At 67.6% G+C, this 15,535-nt stretch carries 12 protein-coding genes; 3 read left to right on the forward strand and 9 right to left on the reverse strand.

Features of this window, described 5'->3' with window-relative positions:
• Positions 1-19: 19 nt before the first annotated feature.
• On the reverse strand, positions 20-1,318 hold the full coding sequence (locus AC6CHX_RS15260; RefSeq protein WP_498273496.1) for an ABC transporter substrate-binding protein: 1,299 nt from the start codon (positions 1,316-1,318) through the stop codon (positions 20-22).
• Between the two features lie 114 nt (positions 1,319-1,432).
• Between AC6CHX_RS15260 and AC6CHX_RS15265 the strand changes: the two genes are divergently transcribed.
• On the forward strand, positions 1,433-2,464 hold the full coding sequence (locus AC6CHX_RS15265; protein ID WP_498273497.1) for a LacI family DNA-binding transcriptional regulator: 1,032 nt from the start codon (positions 1,433-1,435) through the stop codon (positions 2,462-2,464).
• Positions 2,465-2,530: 66 nt separating this feature from the next.
• Here AC6CHX_RS15265 and AC6CHX_RS15270 read toward each other — a convergent pair whose 3' ends face one another.
• From AC6CHX_RS15270 to AC6CHX_RS15295, 6 genes are all read right to left on the reverse strand, one after another.
• A complete protein-coding gene (locus AC6CHX_RS15270) occupies positions 2,531-6,721 on the reverse strand; it encodes a PQQ-dependent sugar dehydrogenase (protein ID WP_498273498.1) in 4,191 nt (1,396 codons plus the stop codon).
• Between the two features lie 186 nt (positions 6,722-6,907).
• Entirely contained in the window at positions 6,908-7,660 is a 753-nt protein-coding gene (locus tag AC6CHX_RS15275; protein ID WP_091028644.1) for an ABC transporter ATP-binding protein, read from the reverse strand.
• Entirely contained in the window at positions 7,650-8,411 is a 762-nt protein-coding gene (locus AC6CHX_RS15280; protein WP_136043099.1) for an ABC transporter ATP-binding protein, read from the reverse strand. Before AC6CHX_RS15280 ends, AC6CHX_RS15275 begins: the two co-directional genes overlap by 11 nt.
• Positions 8,408-9,544 carry a branched-chain amino acid ABC transporter permease gene (locus AC6CHX_RS15285; RefSeq protein ID WP_498273499.1) on the reverse strand — a complete coding sequence of 379 codons (1,137 nt, stop codon included), beginning with the start codon at positions 9,542-9,544 and terminating at the stop codon, positions 8,408-8,410. Before AC6CHX_RS15285 ends, AC6CHX_RS15280 begins: the two co-directional genes overlap by 4 nt.
• Positions 9,528-10,412, reverse strand: coding sequence for a branched-chain amino acid ABC transporter permease (locus AC6CHX_RS15290; protein ID WP_029262173.1), 885 nt, complete (start codon positions 10,410-10,412; stop codon positions 9,528-9,530). The genes AC6CHX_RS15285 and AC6CHX_RS15290 overlap by 17 nt, the downstream gene beginning before the upstream one ends.
• A gap of 10 nt (positions 10,413-10,422) precedes the next feature.
• Positions 10,423-11,658: an amino acid ABC transporter substrate-binding protein gene (locus AC6CHX_RS15295; protein WP_498273500.1), complete on the reverse strand. Its 1,236-nt coding sequence runs from the start codon at positions 11,656-11,658 to the stop codon at positions 10,423-10,425.
• Positions 11,659-11,785: 127 nt separating this feature from the next.
• On the opposite strand from AC6CHX_RS15295, the gene AC6CHX_RS15300 reads away from it, so the two are divergent.
• Both AC6CHX_RS15300 and AC6CHX_RS15305 read left to right on the forward strand, forming a co-directional pair.
• Complete coding sequence (locus AC6CHX_RS15300; RefSeq protein ID WP_498273501.1) at positions 11,786-12,799, forward strand: LacI family DNA-binding transcriptional regulator; 1,014 nt, start codon at positions 11,786-11,788, stop codon at positions 12,797-12,799.
• Positions 12,800-12,807: 8 nt separating this feature from the next.
• Positions 12,808-12,981, forward strand: a complete 174-nt coding sequence (locus AC6CHX_RS15305; protein WP_498273502.1) for an antitoxin VbhA family protein — start codon at positions 12,808-12,810, stop codon at positions 12,979-12,981.
• Positions 12,982-13,055: 74 nt separating this feature from the next.
• Here AC6CHX_RS15305 and AC6CHX_RS15310 read toward each other — a convergent pair whose 3' ends face one another.
• The gene (locus tag AC6CHX_RS15310) at positions 13,056-14,555 is read right to left on the reverse strand and encodes an arylsulfatase (RefSeq protein WP_498273503.1); all 1,500 of its coding nucleotides are present in this window, start codon (positions 14,553-14,555) and stop codon (positions 13,056-13,058) included.
• An 86-nt stretch (positions 14,556-14,641) separates the two neighbouring features.
• Positions 14,642-15,535 (reverse strand): formylglycine-generating enzyme family protein, encoded by an 894-nt coding sequence (locus AC6CHX_RS15315; RefSeq protein WP_498273597.1) that lies wholly within the window; start codon positions 15,533-15,535, stop codon positions 14,642-14,644.

The following is a 15,535-nucleotide window of genomic DNA, read 5'->3' on the forward strand; positions in this document are numbered from 1 at the left end:
CGCCCCTCTCGTTTTCTCGCTAGTCGAGGTCCGCCTGGATCATCGACATGAACTCCTCGGCGGAGACACTGCCGGTGATCAGCGGCGCGGCGTTGCGCTGGCTCGTGGTCGTGGCCTCGGCAGAGAACAGGGCCTCGAACCAGAGGACGGTGGTCTCCGTGCCGGCGACCTGCTCCTGGATGAGCTGCGTGAGCGGCGGCACGTCGGTGACCTCGGTGTTGAGCGCGAAGCCGGACACGCGGTTCTCCTGCTCGAGCGCCACGGAGCCGTAGTTCTCGGTGATGCAGGACAGCCAGGCCTCGGTGTCGTCGTTCACGGCCTTGGCGTTCATCGTGATGGGCAGGCCCACGTTGGCGGCGAGTTGCGAGCGGTCGCCCGCACCGCCCTCGACGCCGGGGAACGGCATGAAGCCGACGTTCTCCGCGCCGATCTGGTTGACCTCGGGGTCGTTCGCCTGGCTCAGGAACCACGAACCCATGTAGAACATCGCGGCGGAGCCGTTGAGGAACTGGTTCTCGCTGGTGGCCATGTCGATGGAGCCCACGCCCTGGCCGAAGTAGCCCTCGGCGCCGAGGTCGGCGATCGCCTGCGCGGCGGCCACGTACTCGGGGTCGGTGAGCTTCGCCTCGCCGTCGGCGACCTTCTGCAGCGCGTCCGGGCCGAGGTCGCGGAAGAGGTAGCCGGAGATCAGGCGGGTGATCGGCCAGCCCTGCTCGCCGCTCGCGGAGAACGGCTGGATGCCGGCCGCCTCGAGCTTCGCGGCGGCGGCGACCAGCTCGTCGAACGTCTGCGGCTCGTCGATGCCCTGATCGGCGAAGATCGCCTTGTTGTACCAGATGCCCTCGACGTTGTATTCGAAGGGCAGCACGCGGAAGCCGCCGTAGAGGTTCTCGATGGTCGAGATCGCCGCCGGCTCGATGTTGTCGATCACGTCGAGGTCGGTGAGGATCTCCTCGAAGTCGGCGACGTTGCCCGAATCGGCGAGGGTCTTGGTCAGTGCAGGGGCGTTGCCCGCACTGAAGAGCACCGGCAGGTCGCCCTGGCCGGCCTTGAGCTGCAGCTGTTGGTCGAGGTTCGACTGCGGGACCGTCTCGACGTCGAGCGGAAGGGTGTCGGCCTCGGCGGAGCAGGCATCACCGGCGAGCGTCTCCAGGATGGCGGGGACTTCGGTGTTCTCGACGTTCACGAACAGGGACAGCGAGTCCGTGCCCGCCGTCGATCCCCCGCCGCCACCGCAGGCGGTGAGTGCGAGGGCCGATGCTCCGGCGATGGCGGTGATCGCACCGCGTCTCCAGAGCCGTGCTGTGGTCAGCTTCATGATTCCTCCTTGAAACGGGCGAGCCGCGTTGATCACACACTTGAAGCGCTTCAGATAGTACGCTTGAAGCGCTCCAAGAAGCAAATGCCATTTCAATGAACGGACGACGACCACATGACCACCTCCTCCGATGCGGGCCGGCCCCGCCCGGTGATGGCCGACGTCGCCCGACATGCGGGCGTGGCGCTGGGCACCGTGTCGAACGTGCTGAACAATCCGCAGATCGTCGCGAAGGAGACGCGCGAGCGGGTGCTGAGCGCCATCGACGAACTCGGCTTCGTACGCAACAACGCCGCCCGCTCCCTCGTCACCGGGCGCGCGGACACCGTCGGATTCGTGGTCGTCGATGTCGGCAACTCGTTCTTCGTCGACATGGCTCGCGGCGTCGAGGAGGAACTCGATACGCACAACATCCGCCTCCTCCTCGCCAACAGCGACGTGAACCTCGCGAAGCAGGACTCCTACATCAGCGTGTTCGAGGAGGCGAAGGTGGCGGGCATCCTCCTCGCCCCGCTCGACGCCCCTCTCGACGCCGCTCGCGCAGCGCGCCACCGGGGCATGCCCGTCGTGCACGTGAACTGGCCGGGAGACGACGACGCCTGCGGTGTGGTCGTCGACGAGGAGCTCGGCGGCTACCTCGCCACCCGTCACCTGCTCGACCAGGGTCTACGCCGTCTGGCGTTCGCCGGCGGCCCGTTCTCACTCTCCGCGATCGCACAGCGCCACATCGGGGCGCAGCGGGCGGTCGCCGAAGTCGCCGATGCCCGGCTCGAGACGATCGAGACCCGCAGCATCACGGTCCGCGGCGGCTACGCGCTCGGCGAGATGCTCAGCTCCCGCCCCGTCGGCGAGCGTCCCGAAGGGCTCTTCGCCGCCGCCGACGCCCTGGCCGCGGGGGCGATCCAGACCATGCAGCTGGCCGGCATGCACGTGCCGTCCGACATCGCCGTGGTCGGCTACGACAACAACCACTTCGCGCAGGACAGCTCGATCCCGGTCACCAGCGTGGGTCAGCCGGGACACGAGATGGGACGCACCGCCGCTCAGGTGCTCTATGAAGAGATCGCGGATCCCGTGGGTCACACGCACCGTACGATCACGATGACGCCGACGCTCTTCGCCCGCGCGAGCTCGGCCGTCGTCTGACGCGGACGCACAGAGCGGCCCCCGGAACGGAATCCGTCCCGGGGGCCGCCCTGACTTCGCCCGCTGCTACCCGCCGGCGCCGACCAGCGTGAACGGCACGGTCGTGGCGTTGCCCGCCACGTCGTACACGACCAGCGTGTTCGCGCCGGCCTTGGCACCGAAGGCCCCCGGCTTCACGAAGTTGAGGTCGGACCAGACGTTGTCCGTCAGATCCTTCGCCACTCCGTTGACCGTCAGCCGGTCCACCTTGCCGCCGTCGTTGAGCTTGTACGACACCAGGCTGTAGGAGCCGTTCGCGCCCACGGTGTACTGGCCGCCCTCCTTGACCGTGACGGCGGGAGCCGTGACGTCGAGCGTGAACTTCACCGTGGTGGCATTGCCCGCCACGTCGTACACGACCAGAGTGTTCACGCCGGCGACGGCGCCGAACGCTCCCGGCTTCACGTGGTTCAGGTCGGACCAGGCGTTGTCGGTCAGATCCTTCTCGACCCCGTTGAGCGTCAGCCGATCGATCTTCCCCTCGTCGTGGAGCTTGAACGACACCCTGCTGTAGACGCCGTCGCGACCGACCGTGAACTCCGCACCGCTCTTGACGGTCGCCGCGGGGGCCGTGGTGTCCGTCGCAGCCGCCGTGACCGAGAGGTCGCGGAGACGCCCGAAGTTGTCGAACGAGCCGAAGCCCACCCGACCCTCGGGGAACGTCTTGTCGTTCGCGGTCATCAGCGGGGTGTCGAGTCCGTCGACGTAGACGGCGATGTCACCGCTGTCCACGCAGCGGACCACGCGCACGTCGTGCCACTCCTCGTCTGTGACCGCCGGAGGAGCACCGACCGCACCGTCCCACTGGTCATCGATCCGCTCGCGGTCGGCCTTGTTCACCTTGAAGATGCCGTTGTGCGGGTAGATCGAGTTGTCCTGCGAGAGGTGCGCGTAGTAGTACTCCGTGTCCGACTTCCAGCCGAAGACGATGATGACGTCGCGGTTGTTCACGGATGCCTTCTCGTCGAGCCGCACCTCGCCGGTGAGGTCGAACGATCCGAGCTCCGGTCCCTCGGTGAGCACGGCGTACTCGAACGGCCGGCGGATCCCGTCGTTCGGGTTGGTGCCCGCCTCGGTGAGCACGACCTCGTCACCGGGGAAGTCCCACTTGGCGGGGGTCCGCGGCGCCCAGTCGCCCTCCGCCATCACGTCCGTGATGACCTCGCCGTCCGGCGTGCAGGTGGGCGGCGTCGGCGGTTCGACCGGCGGCACGGCGTACAGCGCATACTGCGCGGCGACCTGCTCGGCGGTCGGAACCGTGTCGAGCAGCATGATGTCGTCCATCCGACCGTTGAACGGGTTCGCCTCACGCGTGTTCTGCGGGAAGCTGCCGCCGATCTTGATGCCGGCCGGTGCGGTGTCGGACGTGGATCCGCCACCCCACGGGTTGGACGCTGTGTACTTCCCCGCGAGCTCTTCACCGTTCATGAACAGCTTCATCTCGCCCGCCGCGAAGTCGAAGGTCGCGGCGAGGTGCACCCACTGCCCCTTCTTGAGGATCTCGTTCCACGGCAGGTCGGCCGCGAACGTCCAGGAGCCGGCGCCGTCGACGCGACGCCCGAGCGCCACGAGCTTGAGCTCGCCGTCGACCGTGATGACCTCGAGCAGCGCCCGCACCGCGTGACCGTCGGAGGTGCCGGTGAGCACGCCCGCGAGACCGATCGCGTTGTACACGTCGTCGGGGTTCGCGGTTCCCGAGTTCAGGGCGGGGTGATCTCCGGTCGGCTTGAACCATCCCATGACGGAGGCCTTGTCCGTGCCGGCGAACGCGTCGAGCGAATCGACGCCGTTCGCGTCGTAGATGCCCGCCTTCCAGTCGTCGTTCGACGCGGTCCGCGGACTCATCTGCTGCGTCTGCAGCGCCTCGCCCGCACCGGGGTAGGCCCGGTCGGCGACCCGCATCTCGACCCCGCCGTTGATCAGCGAGATGTCGGTGCCGGAGCGTCCCTGGTCGACCTCGATCGTCGGCTTCGCCGCATCCGGGTGGTCGAAGTCGTGGTGCGTGACCAGGTTCGGGGCGAGCGCCGGGAGGACGAACGGGTTGCTCGGCTCATCGACCGAACGCGCCCCTGTCACCTTCCAGATCTTGCCGTTCGCCTTGGAGACGAGGTAGAGCTCGCCGTCGGCGTCTGAGCCGAACCGCAGGTCGACGCGCTTGTCGCCGACCAGCTCCTGGAACGTGGTCTCCTGGCCGTCGGCGAAGACCCGCAGCTCCTCGATGGTGGCGAGGTCGTCGATGTCGCCGTCGTTGCGCACCATCTCCTCGGCATCCGTGGACAGCACCCAACCGCGCACCAGGTCCGTGAAGAGGTAGCGCCCCTGGAGTTCGGGGATGTCGCCGCGATAGACGAATCCACCGTTCACGGCCACTCCCGCATCACCGGTCTGGCCGGGGTCGCGGTTGTGATCGTAGGCGGCCACCGGGTAGGTGAAGCCGTTCTCGGCATCGTCCTTCGGCAGCGGGAAGATCTGCCGGTTCTCGGCCAGGAACGAACCTTCGCGCACCGACCAGCCGAAGTTGTCTCCCGGCTCGACGGCGTAGACCGACTCGACCTGCCACTCGCCGATGTGCGCGAGATACATGGTGTGGTCGCCCTCGGTGTCCCAGCTGATGCGGTGCGGGTCACGCATGCCGACCGCGTAGATCTCCGGCAGCGCATCGGCGTCATCGACGAACGGGTTGTCGTCCGGAACGCCGTACTCGCCGTTCTCGCTGTCGTCGCCCGTGGGATTCACGCGCAGGATCTTGCCCTGCGGTGTGGCCAGATCCTGCGGGTTGCCGTTGCCGACGCCGTTGCCGCCGTCTCCGACCAGGACGTAGAGGTTGCCGTAGTCGGCGTCGCCCTCCGAAACCGTCGGGTTGAACGCGATCTGCTGCACGGTGTGAACCCGACCGGCGAACGGGATGCGCATGACCTCGCGGTGCGTGCCGGCGAAGGTCGCCGCCGACAGGTCATCGGCCTTCCACTCGGTGATCACGCTGTGGAACGCGGTGGTGCCGAAGGCCGGGAAGTCCGGGGTGTCTTCGGTCAGCGCCGTGCCGCCCTCGGTGTGCACGGTGTAGAACAGCCCGTTCTCGGCGAAGTCGGGGTGGAACTCCGCGGAGCCGAGGCCCGTCCCGAGCCCTGCACTGTTGTGGAAGTTGTCGATGAACTCGTTCCGCACGTTGAGGTACGGCACGTATTCGCCCGACTCCTTGTCGACCAGATAGAGGATGTCGTTGTTGTCGGGCACCATCAGCCGGCCGGAGTCATCGGGCACCTCGTCGAGGTGCGTGATCCGGTTGTGGCGCACGAGGCGCTGGTCCTGCGTGGCCGGGGTGGTCTGCGACTTCGGCAGCTGCGCGAGCTCGGTCACCTCGATGCCGAGGTCGGCCAGCGCGGGGTCGGGCAGCGGGTTCAGCAGCGGCTCGTTCGCCGTGCCGCCCGGTGCGCAGTCGCCGGGGTTGCCCGTCGCGATCGCGAGGTTCTCGCCCGTGTTGTCGACGGCGACGTCGTCGAGCAGCAGGCGTCCCGTGCTGGTGGCGCCGTTCTTCCAGAAGAACCGGTCGAGCGCGCCGTTCACCGCCTGGCGGAAGCCGAACTGCTGCTCGGTGCCCTCGGGGAGGCGGGTCTGCTCCTCGTAGGCGCCGCCCTGGCTGTACACGGTGACCTTGTCGGCCGCGTTGTCGGCGACGATCCACACGCACTGCCAGGCATCCTTCGACCACACGCCCGCGGGCTTGAACGCGCCGCCGTCGCGGACGCGCAGCACCTCGTCGTTCTGGTTGTTCACGTAGGCGCGGCTGTTCACGTAGTCGTTCGGAGCATCCACATCGGTGATCCCGAAGGAGGTGTCGACGCTGCCGGTGCGCAGGAAGCGGAAGAACAGCGTGCCGGTCGTGCCCTCGGCGATGGCCGGGATCGCGCGATACGACTGCTGACCGCCGCCGACGGACTCGACGACCTGGTTGTTGCCGTTGAGTGGATCGGCGATCACACGGGGAGCCGCCGATGACGTCCATCCGTCCTGCCCGTTCAACGCGACGCGCTCGTAAGCCTCGAAGTCGACCAGCTCGGTGAACGGTTCCGCCGCGGCAGCGGGGCTCGCGGTCAGCAGAGCTCCGACGACGGCCGCCGCGGCGACCACCGCACCCGTTCGTCGTATGCCGAAGGATCGAGGAGGCGGTGCGGCCGACCGGGTGCTCGAGCTCGCGGGTCGCAGGATTCGTTCGTGCATCAGAAACCTCTCAACGTCGTCGTCGTGTGGTGTCGTGCCGATGGTCGTGCCCCTCTCCGGGGCGGCACTGCAGCGGAGAAGGCTCAAGCGGTACTGCAGCTCAGGGCGTAAACGCTTTCGCAAGCGCTTTCGCCGGATGGACGAGAAAGGCGGGAGGAGGCAGTCGCTGCCTCCTCCCGCCCGGGTTCATCCCGCGTCGGGGACGGCGGGCTTGCCGCCGAGATACAGCGCGGCGAGGGTCGGATCCGCGAGGAGCTCGGATGCAGGACCCGAGATGTGCACCCGACCGAGGTCGAGCACGCATCCGATGTCGGCGGTCTCGAGCGCCCGTCGCGCGTTCTGCTCGACGAGCAGCACCGCGGTACCGGCGTCTCGCATGCGCACGATCTGCTCGAAGACCTTCTCGGTCGTCTTGGGGTCGAGGCCCATCGACGGCTCGTCGAGGAGCACGACCTTCGGGCTCACCATGAGCGAGCGCGCGAACTCGACCTGCTTCTGCTGACCGCCCGAGAGCAGGCCGGCGAGCTGCTTCCAGCGCTCCCCCACGATCGGGAAGAGGTTCTGCACGAAGTCGACCCGCTCCTGAATCACCTTCTGATCCTTGAGGGTGAAGGCGCCGAGCATCACGTTCTCGCCGACCGTCATCTCGCGGAACACACTGTGCCCCTGCAGCACGTGAGCGAGCCCGTGCCGCAACATCGACTGCGGTCCCTCTCCGGTGATGTCGCGGCCGTCGACGCGGATGCTGCCGGAGCGGGGCTTGAGCATGCCGCTGGCCACCTTGAGCACGGTCGACTTGCCGGCACCGTTGGGCCCGACGAGGCAGACCACCGAACTGGGTGGCACCTCGACCGTGAGGCCGCGGAGCACGAGCGCCGCCCGGCCGTATCCGGCCTCGATGTCGCGCAGCTCGAGCAGGTTCTTCGCTTCAGACTCCAAGGTAGGCCTCCAGGACTCGCGGGTCTTGCTGGATGATCTCAGGCGTTCCCTCGGCGATCTGGCGTCCGCGGTCGAACACCACGACGTGGTCGCACAGGCTCATGACCATCTCCATGTTGTGCTCGACGATGATGAACGTCTTGCCCTCTTCGTTGAGCTCGCGCACCAGGGTGGCGATGCGTCCGATGAGGGCGGGGTTCACGCCACCGGCGGGCTCGTCGAGCATGATCGTGTCGGGCTCACCCATGAGCACGCCCGCCAGCTCCAGCAGCTTCTGCTGGCCGTAGCTGAGGTTGCGGGCCTCGGCGTGTTCGAGGTGGTCGATGCCGACACGTCGCAGCCAGCCGCGCGCCCGCTCCAACTCGTCCGGATCGTGGGCCGAGCGCAGCTGCTGGCGGATGCTCGTGCTGCGCACCGCCACGAGCAGGTTCTCCATCACGGTCATGCGCGGGAAGACCCGGCACAGCTGGAAGCTGCGGCCGATTCCGGCGCGGGCGATGCGGTCGGGCGACTTGCGGGTGATCGCCTGCCCCCGGTACCGCACCTCGCCCGAGTCGGGCTTGATCATTCCGGTGACGCAGTTGAAGAAGGTGGTCTTGCCCGAGCCGTTGGGCCCGATCAGGCCGTTGACCTTGCCTTCCTGGAAGGTGACCGTCGCACCGTCGACGGCGGTGACGCCACCGAAGGACTTGGTCATCTCGACCGTGCTCAGGCTCTCGAGCGTCGTGGGCTGTGCCGTGGGGGCGTTCATGACGACGTCTCCTTCTTCGAGGCATCCGATGTTCGGGCCGAAGCATCCGCTGCCCGCTTCTCGTTCTGCTCGAGCAGCTGGCCGGCGGTCAACTCGCGGATCGAGGCCTCGTTCGACGACCGCGTGAACAGTCCCTTCACGGCGGGGATGATGCCGTCGGGCATGAAGAGCACGACGATGCCGAGCAGGATGCCTGTGGCGATGAGGTGGAACTGCGTGTCGCCGAACTCGAGCTTGAAGTACTCGAGCGCGAGACCGACCACGACGGCTCCGAGCAGCGGGCCCAAGAGGTTGCGCACCCCGCCGAGCAGGGCCATCAGCACCATGTACGAGCCGATGAGGATCGAGAACTGGAAGATGGGATCCAGGTCGCCGAACCACAGCGCGTAGAGCCCGCCACCCAGCGACACGAACAGCGCCGACAGCACGTAGGCGATCAGCTTGTACCGCGTGGTGGGCACGCCGAGCGCCTGCGCCTTGTCTTCGTCTTCACGCACCGACTTGAGCGCGGTGCCGAACTTGGACCGGTCGATGATCCACCACACCACGAGTGCGAAAGCCAGGAGGCCCGCGAACAGGTAGTAGAAGATGCGGTGGTGCTCGGGCCGCAGCACATCGAACGGACGCGGGACGTTGAGCCCCTCGGAGCCTCCGGTTACCTCGCGCCAGCTCTGGAACACCAGCAGCATGATGAGCACGAAGGCGATCGACACGATCACGAACGAGGCGCCGCGCACCCGGAGGGCGGCGATGCCGATCGGGATCGCGATGATCGAGACGAACACGGCCGCGAGGATCCAGGCGACGAAGCCCGGCAGTGCCAGGTACTTGATGAGGAGGCCGGTGCCGTAGGCGCCGAGTCCGAAGTAGGCGGCGTGCCCGAGCGAGATGTATCCCGTGAACCCACCCATGAAGTTCCACCCCGTCGACAGCACGGCGTAGTTGAGGATGACGACGCCCGCCGACAGGATGTACGGGTTCGGGGCGATGGTCGGGAACGAGAGGACGAGGGCTGCGCCCACCACGAGGAGGACGATCCGCACCCACTTCGACGACGAGCGCCGCACGGGGGCGGGGGGAGCGATCACGACCGTTTCGGTGGCGATCGGCTCTCTGCTAGAAACGCTGGGCAAGACGACCTCCGAAGAATCCTTGCGGACGGAACATGAGCGTGGCGAACAGGGCGACGTAGAACACCGTCTGTGCCCAGGTCGGCCCCAGCGGGAGCTGGAGCAGGCTCTGTGCGACGCCGAGGACGAGAGCCGCGATGGCGGCGCCCGGGATGCTGCCGAGTCCGCCGACGACGATGATCGCCATGAGCGGTCCGATCCAGTGCCAGTGCAGCGACGGGTAGATCGTGGCGTCGAGCGAGAGCGCGGTGCCGCCGATCGCCGCCGTGGCGAGTCCGAGTCCGAACCCGTAGCCGGCGACCCGGTCGGTGTTGATGCCGACCAGTCGCGCGGCCTCGGGGTGCTGGATCGTTGCCCGCAGCGCCTGCCCGAACTTCGTGTACTTCAGCAGCACGAACAGGAGCGCGAGGGCCACGGCCGCCAGCCCGAAGGCGATGAGCTTGACCACCGGCACCTGGGCACCGAAGAAGTCGAGGCTCGCACTCGCATACGGCAGGGGGATACGGCGCTGGGTTCCGGTGAAGAAGAACCCGAGCGCCCCCTCGATGATCAGCGCCACGGCGAACGTCAGCAGCACCGACATCATGGTCAGGGTCAGCGGCTTGAGCCTCGAGACGAGCAGTCGCTGCATCACGACACCCGTCAGGAAGAACAGGGGCACCGTGACGACGAGCGACACGAGGGGGTCGATGCCGGTCTCCCGGTTGAACCACCACGCGAGGTACGCGGCCAGGATGAGGAAGGCGGAGTGCGCGATCATGACGACGCGCATGATTCCGAAGTACAGCGTGAGCCCGGCCGCCAGGAGGGCGTAGAGCCCTCCCAGCAGGATGCCGAGGATCAGGCTTTGCAGCAGCAGTGCTCCACTCACGATGTGCGGATCACCACGTCGGCTTCGGGAAGAGGAAGTCGGCTTCCTTGACGTCGTCCGGGAGGACGATCAGGATCTCGCCGTCGATCCACTGCTGGATGAGGTGCGCGCCGGTGGGCTTGCCCGTCTCGTCCCAGCTGAGCTCGCCGACGACGGTCTCCACGGAGTTGTCGCGCAGCCAGTCGATGAGCTCCTGCTGGCACTCGCCCTGCTCGGCGCAGCCCGCGGCCTCGACCGCCGCGGCGACGACCTGACCGGTCGTGTAGGCGTTGGCCTCGTCTTCCGAGGGCGGGTTGCCGTGCATCTCGGTGTACTTCTCGACGAACTCGATGTTGCTGGGGAACTGCGACTTCGGCGAGTAGCCGGTGGGGGCGAGGATGCCCTCGGTCGCACCGCCGATCGCAGCGGCGAACTCCGGGTTGGTCGGTGCGGTCGAGAACGCCGCGAGCTCGGGCTGATAGTTCAGCTGCTGGAGCGCGATGATCAGGTTGACGGCGTCCTGGTACTGCGTGCCGCCGATCACCATGTCGGCATCCGACTGCGCGATCTTGGCCGCGATGGTGGAGAAGTCGGTCGTGTTCGGCGGGTAGACCTCGTCCACCACGACCTCGACGCCGCCCTCTTCGAGCTTGTCGCGGAGGCCGTAGGCGGTACCCTGCGCGAAGGGGTCGTCCATCGCGGCGACGGCGACCGTCTCGGGGCGCTCTTCTTCGGGAAGCGCGAGCAGGTATTCGGCGAGGTTGTTGTAGTGGTCGTTCGCGATCGCGGGGGCCGCGTAGAAGAGGTTGTCGAAGCCCTGCTCGAAGACCTCTTCCGCCGCACCGGCCGGCTCGACGAAGAGCATGCCGTACTCCTGCGCGACGCGAGCCGAGGGCACGACGAGGCGGGTCGAGAACGGGCCGAACACGAGGTCGACGCCGTCCTGCGCGATCAGCGACTCGTAGTCGGAGACCACGCGGTCGGCGTTCGACTGGTCATCGAGGATCTTCAACTCGACCTGGCGTCCGAGGAGGCCGCCGTTCTCGTTGACGATGTCGCGCCAGGCCTCATAGCCCCGCTCGACGCCCTTGCCGGGTTCGGAGAAGTCGCCGGTGAGCGGCAGCGAGATGCCGATCACGATCGGATCGTCGGATCCACCCCCTTCCGCCTCATCGCCGGGGGCCGAGCAGGCCGAAACCGTGAGCGCGGCGATCGACAGCGTTCCGATCGCTGCCGCGATCCGTCGACCGTGTCTGGGTGCAGTCATCCGAGTCTCCTACGTCATCGTAGCGAAAGCGCTTTCGTAAGCGCTTCCGCCACTATAGTGGGACTGAAGAACGAAGAGCAACCTACCTCGCAATCAGCGTTGATCTTGCTCCACAGGGGGAGGTTTCGTGAAGCGTGAAGGCGCGCCACGACTCATCGATGTGGCCGAAACCGCAGGGGTCTCCCTGGCGAGCGCATCGCGGGCCATGAGCGGCGGCTCCGGCATCTCTCCGGAAGTGGCAGCGCACGTGCGCGTCATCGCCAAGCAGCTCGGCTACGAACCCAACATGCACGCGCGAGGGCTCGCCGGCGGGCTCGTTCCGACTATCGGACTCGTGGTGCACGAGATCGGCGACCCCTACTTCTCCGACATCGCGAGCGGCGTGATCCGCAGCGCGACGCTCGAGCACCGATCCGTGCAGATCGCCCAGGCCGACCGCACTCCCGACAGCGAGCTCGCGCAGGTCAAGTCGCTGCTGCGCCAGCGCGTCGGCTCGATCATCATCGCCGGCTCCGGGTACGCCGACCCCGGGCGCGAGCAGGGGATGACCGAAGCGCTGCTCGACTTCACGCTCTCCGGAGGCCGCGCCGCGGTCATCGGCCGCCACCACCTTCCCGTCGACGCCGTGCTGCCCGACAACCACCGTGCGGGCATCTCGGTCGGACGCCACCTGGCCGAGCTGGGGCACCGCCGGATCGGCGTCGTCGCCGGCCCGCTCGAACTCAACACAGTCGCCGACCGCATCGCCGGGCTGCGAGAGGGAACGAGCGACCCCGACCTGGAACTCGTCATCGTCTCGCACGAGTTCACCCGCGAGGGCGGCATCGCAGGGGCGCGCGAGCTGCTCGACCGCGACGTCACCGCCATCGTCGGCCTCAACGACGCCATGGCCATCGGCATCCTCAGCGAGCTGCGGCAGCACGGCATCCGTGTGCCGGAGGAGATGTCGGTCGTCGGCTTCGACGACATCTCCGTCGCCCCGGATGTGGCGCCCGCTCTCACCACCGCGCGCATCCCGATGTTCGAGATGGGCCAGCACGCCGTCTCCCTCATCCTCCGCCCCGCGAGCGATGAGGCACGGACGATCGAGACCGCACACGAGCTCATCATCCGTCAGTCGTCCGGGCCGCCGCGCGGCTGAGCAGGGCCATGACGACCACTCGAACCCGATCGCGACGGGTTGAAGACACGATCCGCAGCGCGGAGATCGAGGGGCTGGAGGTCACGCCCGAGACGCGCGCTGACGCCGACTCCTACGCGGACGGCACCATCGATTCGGACGAACTCGTAGACCGGGTACGAGCCCGGTATGGACTCTCCTGAGTTCATCAGACGCGCCAATAGCGGCGGGACAAATATCCGTTTCGACGGACTTTCTGTCTAAAACGGATATTCGGTCAGGAGCTGCCGACGGTCGAGACCAGCTTCTTCATCACCTGGTTGATCGTGAAGGACGCCGACTCCTGCCGCGCCGGGAACTCAGCCAGTGTGCCGAGCATCTTGGCGACGTAGGCCTGTGCCGGCACGAACAGGAACACGTGGTCGAGCACCCAGTCCCAATAGGTGTTGGAGGTGATGTCGGCCCGCTCGTACGGATCGGTGCGCAGGTTGAACAGCTTCGGGAAGCGCAGCTCGATGTACGGCTCCTGCCACACCAGCAGGGTGCCGACGGCGCGCTGCTCCAGGAACACCAGCTTCCAGTGGTCGAAGCGGAGGGCCGTGAGGTCGCCGTCGTCCGAGACGTAGAAGAAGTGTCGACGCGGGCTGTGCTCGACCGCACCCGTGATGTAGTCGAGCTGGTTGTGCCCGTCGAGGTGCACCTTGTACTCGGTGCCGTGCAGCTCGGTGCCCGCCTTCAGGCGCTCGGCCACGTCGTCGTCGCCGACCGCCGCGAGCAGCGTCACGAACCAGTCGTTGTGGCTCACGATGCCGTTGAGCGTCGTCCCCGCGGGAATGTGTCCGGGCCAGCGGACCATCGCGGGCACCCGGTACGCGCCCTCCCAGTTGGAGTTCTTCTCGTTGCGGAACGGGGTCATGCCCGCATCCGGCCAGCTGTTCATGTGCGGGCCGTTGTCGGTGGAGTACATGACGATCGTGTTCTCGGCCAGCCCGAGCTCGTCGAGCAGGTCGAGCAGGCTGCCCACGACGTCGTCGTGGTCGAGCATCGTGTCGTGGTACTCCGACTGCCACCGCCCCGCGCGCCCCTTGCTCTCTTCCTTGGTGTGCGTCCGGAAATGCATGTGCGTGGAGTTGAACCAGACGAAGAACGGGGTGTCGTCGGCGGCCTGCGTGCGGATGAAGTCGGCGGCCGCGTCGCGGAACTCCTCGTCGACCGTCTCCATGCGCTTCTTCGTCAGCGGACCGGTGTCATCGATGCGCTGCGTGCCGTCGGTGTTCGCCCAGGTGTGGAGCACCCCACGCGGTCGGAACTTCTCGCTGAACCCGGGGTACTCCTCGTCGGTCGGGTAGTCCGGGTGCTCCGGCTCCTCCTCCGCGTTGAGGTGGTAGAGGTTGCCGAAGAACTCGTCGAAGCCGTGGGCGGTCGGCAGGTGCTCGTCGCGGTCGCCGAGGTGGTTCTTGCCGAACTGGCCGGTGGCGTAGCCGTGGTGCTTGAGCGCATCGGCGATGGTGGGGTCCTCGGGCTGGAGCCCCAGCGGGGCCCCCGGCATCCCCACCTTCGTCAAGCCCGTGCGATACGGGTTCTGCCCGGTGATGAAGGCCGCCCGCCCTGCGGTGCAGCTCTGCTCGCCGTAGTAGTCGGTGAACGTCACGCCCTCGTCGGCGATCCGGTCGATGTTCGGCGTCCGGTAGCCCATGAGACCGTCGGAATACGTGCTGAGGTTGCTGATGCCGATGTCATCGCCCCAGATGATGAGGATGTTGGGCTTCTCAGCCATGGGTGACTCCTTGCTTCAACCGGTGAGACGGGCGGGTGCCCTCGGTCGTAGCCAAGCACTCCCCCGGGCCTGGGCCCAGGGGCGGGTCACTCGGAGCGGGTGAGGCGGAATCCGATGTGCGACATCCCGGTGTCTTCGGCCTGCGGCGAGCGCGCCGCGGGCCGGAAGCGCAGGCAGTAGTCCGGCGAGCACAGGTGCGAGCCGCCCTTGAGGACGCGCCGGGGGATGTCGGGGAAACCGTCCTGCGCGCTGGCTGCGGCGAGCAGGTTCGTCCGCTTGCCCGCATCGACCGGGGTGTCCGAGAGCCGCAGGTGACGCGGCGTGTAGAAGTCGGTCGTCCACTCCCAGACGTTGGCGATCATGTCGTAGAGGCCGTAGCCGTTGGGCGGGTAGGAGCCGACGGGGGCCGTGCCGCCCACCCCCTGGTTGTCGTAGGGGAAGCGGCCGAGCCAGGAGTTCGCCTGCGCGACCCCGTCGGGGTAGGCCTCGTCGCCCCATGCGAACGCCGCACCCTCGAGTCCCCCGCGCGCCGCGTACTCGTGTTCGGCCTCGGTGGGCAGCCGCATCCCCACCCAGTCGGCGTAGGCGACGGCATCCTCGAACGCGATGTGGACGACCGGATGCTGCAGCCGATCGTCGATCGACGAGTCGGGGCCCAACGGACGGCGCCAGAACGCCCCCGGCTGCCAGCGCCACCAGTTGCGCCAGTCACCCAGGTTCGTAGGGCCCGACGTCGGGGTGAACACCATCGCTCCCGGGACGAGATCGGCGGGATCGGCACCCGCGAAGGACGCAGGATCGAGCGGACGCTCGGCGACCGTGACGTACCCGGTCGCGTCGACGAACTCGGCGTACTGCTCGTTGGTGACCTGGTAGCGATCGATGAAGAACGACGCGACCTCGCGCTGGTGCGCCGGCCGCTCATCGGGATAGAAGTCGTCGGACCCCATCAGGAACGTGCCGCCGGGGATGTGGACCAT

The sequence above is a fragment of the Microbacterium sp. GQ128 genome, assembly GCF_059758615.1.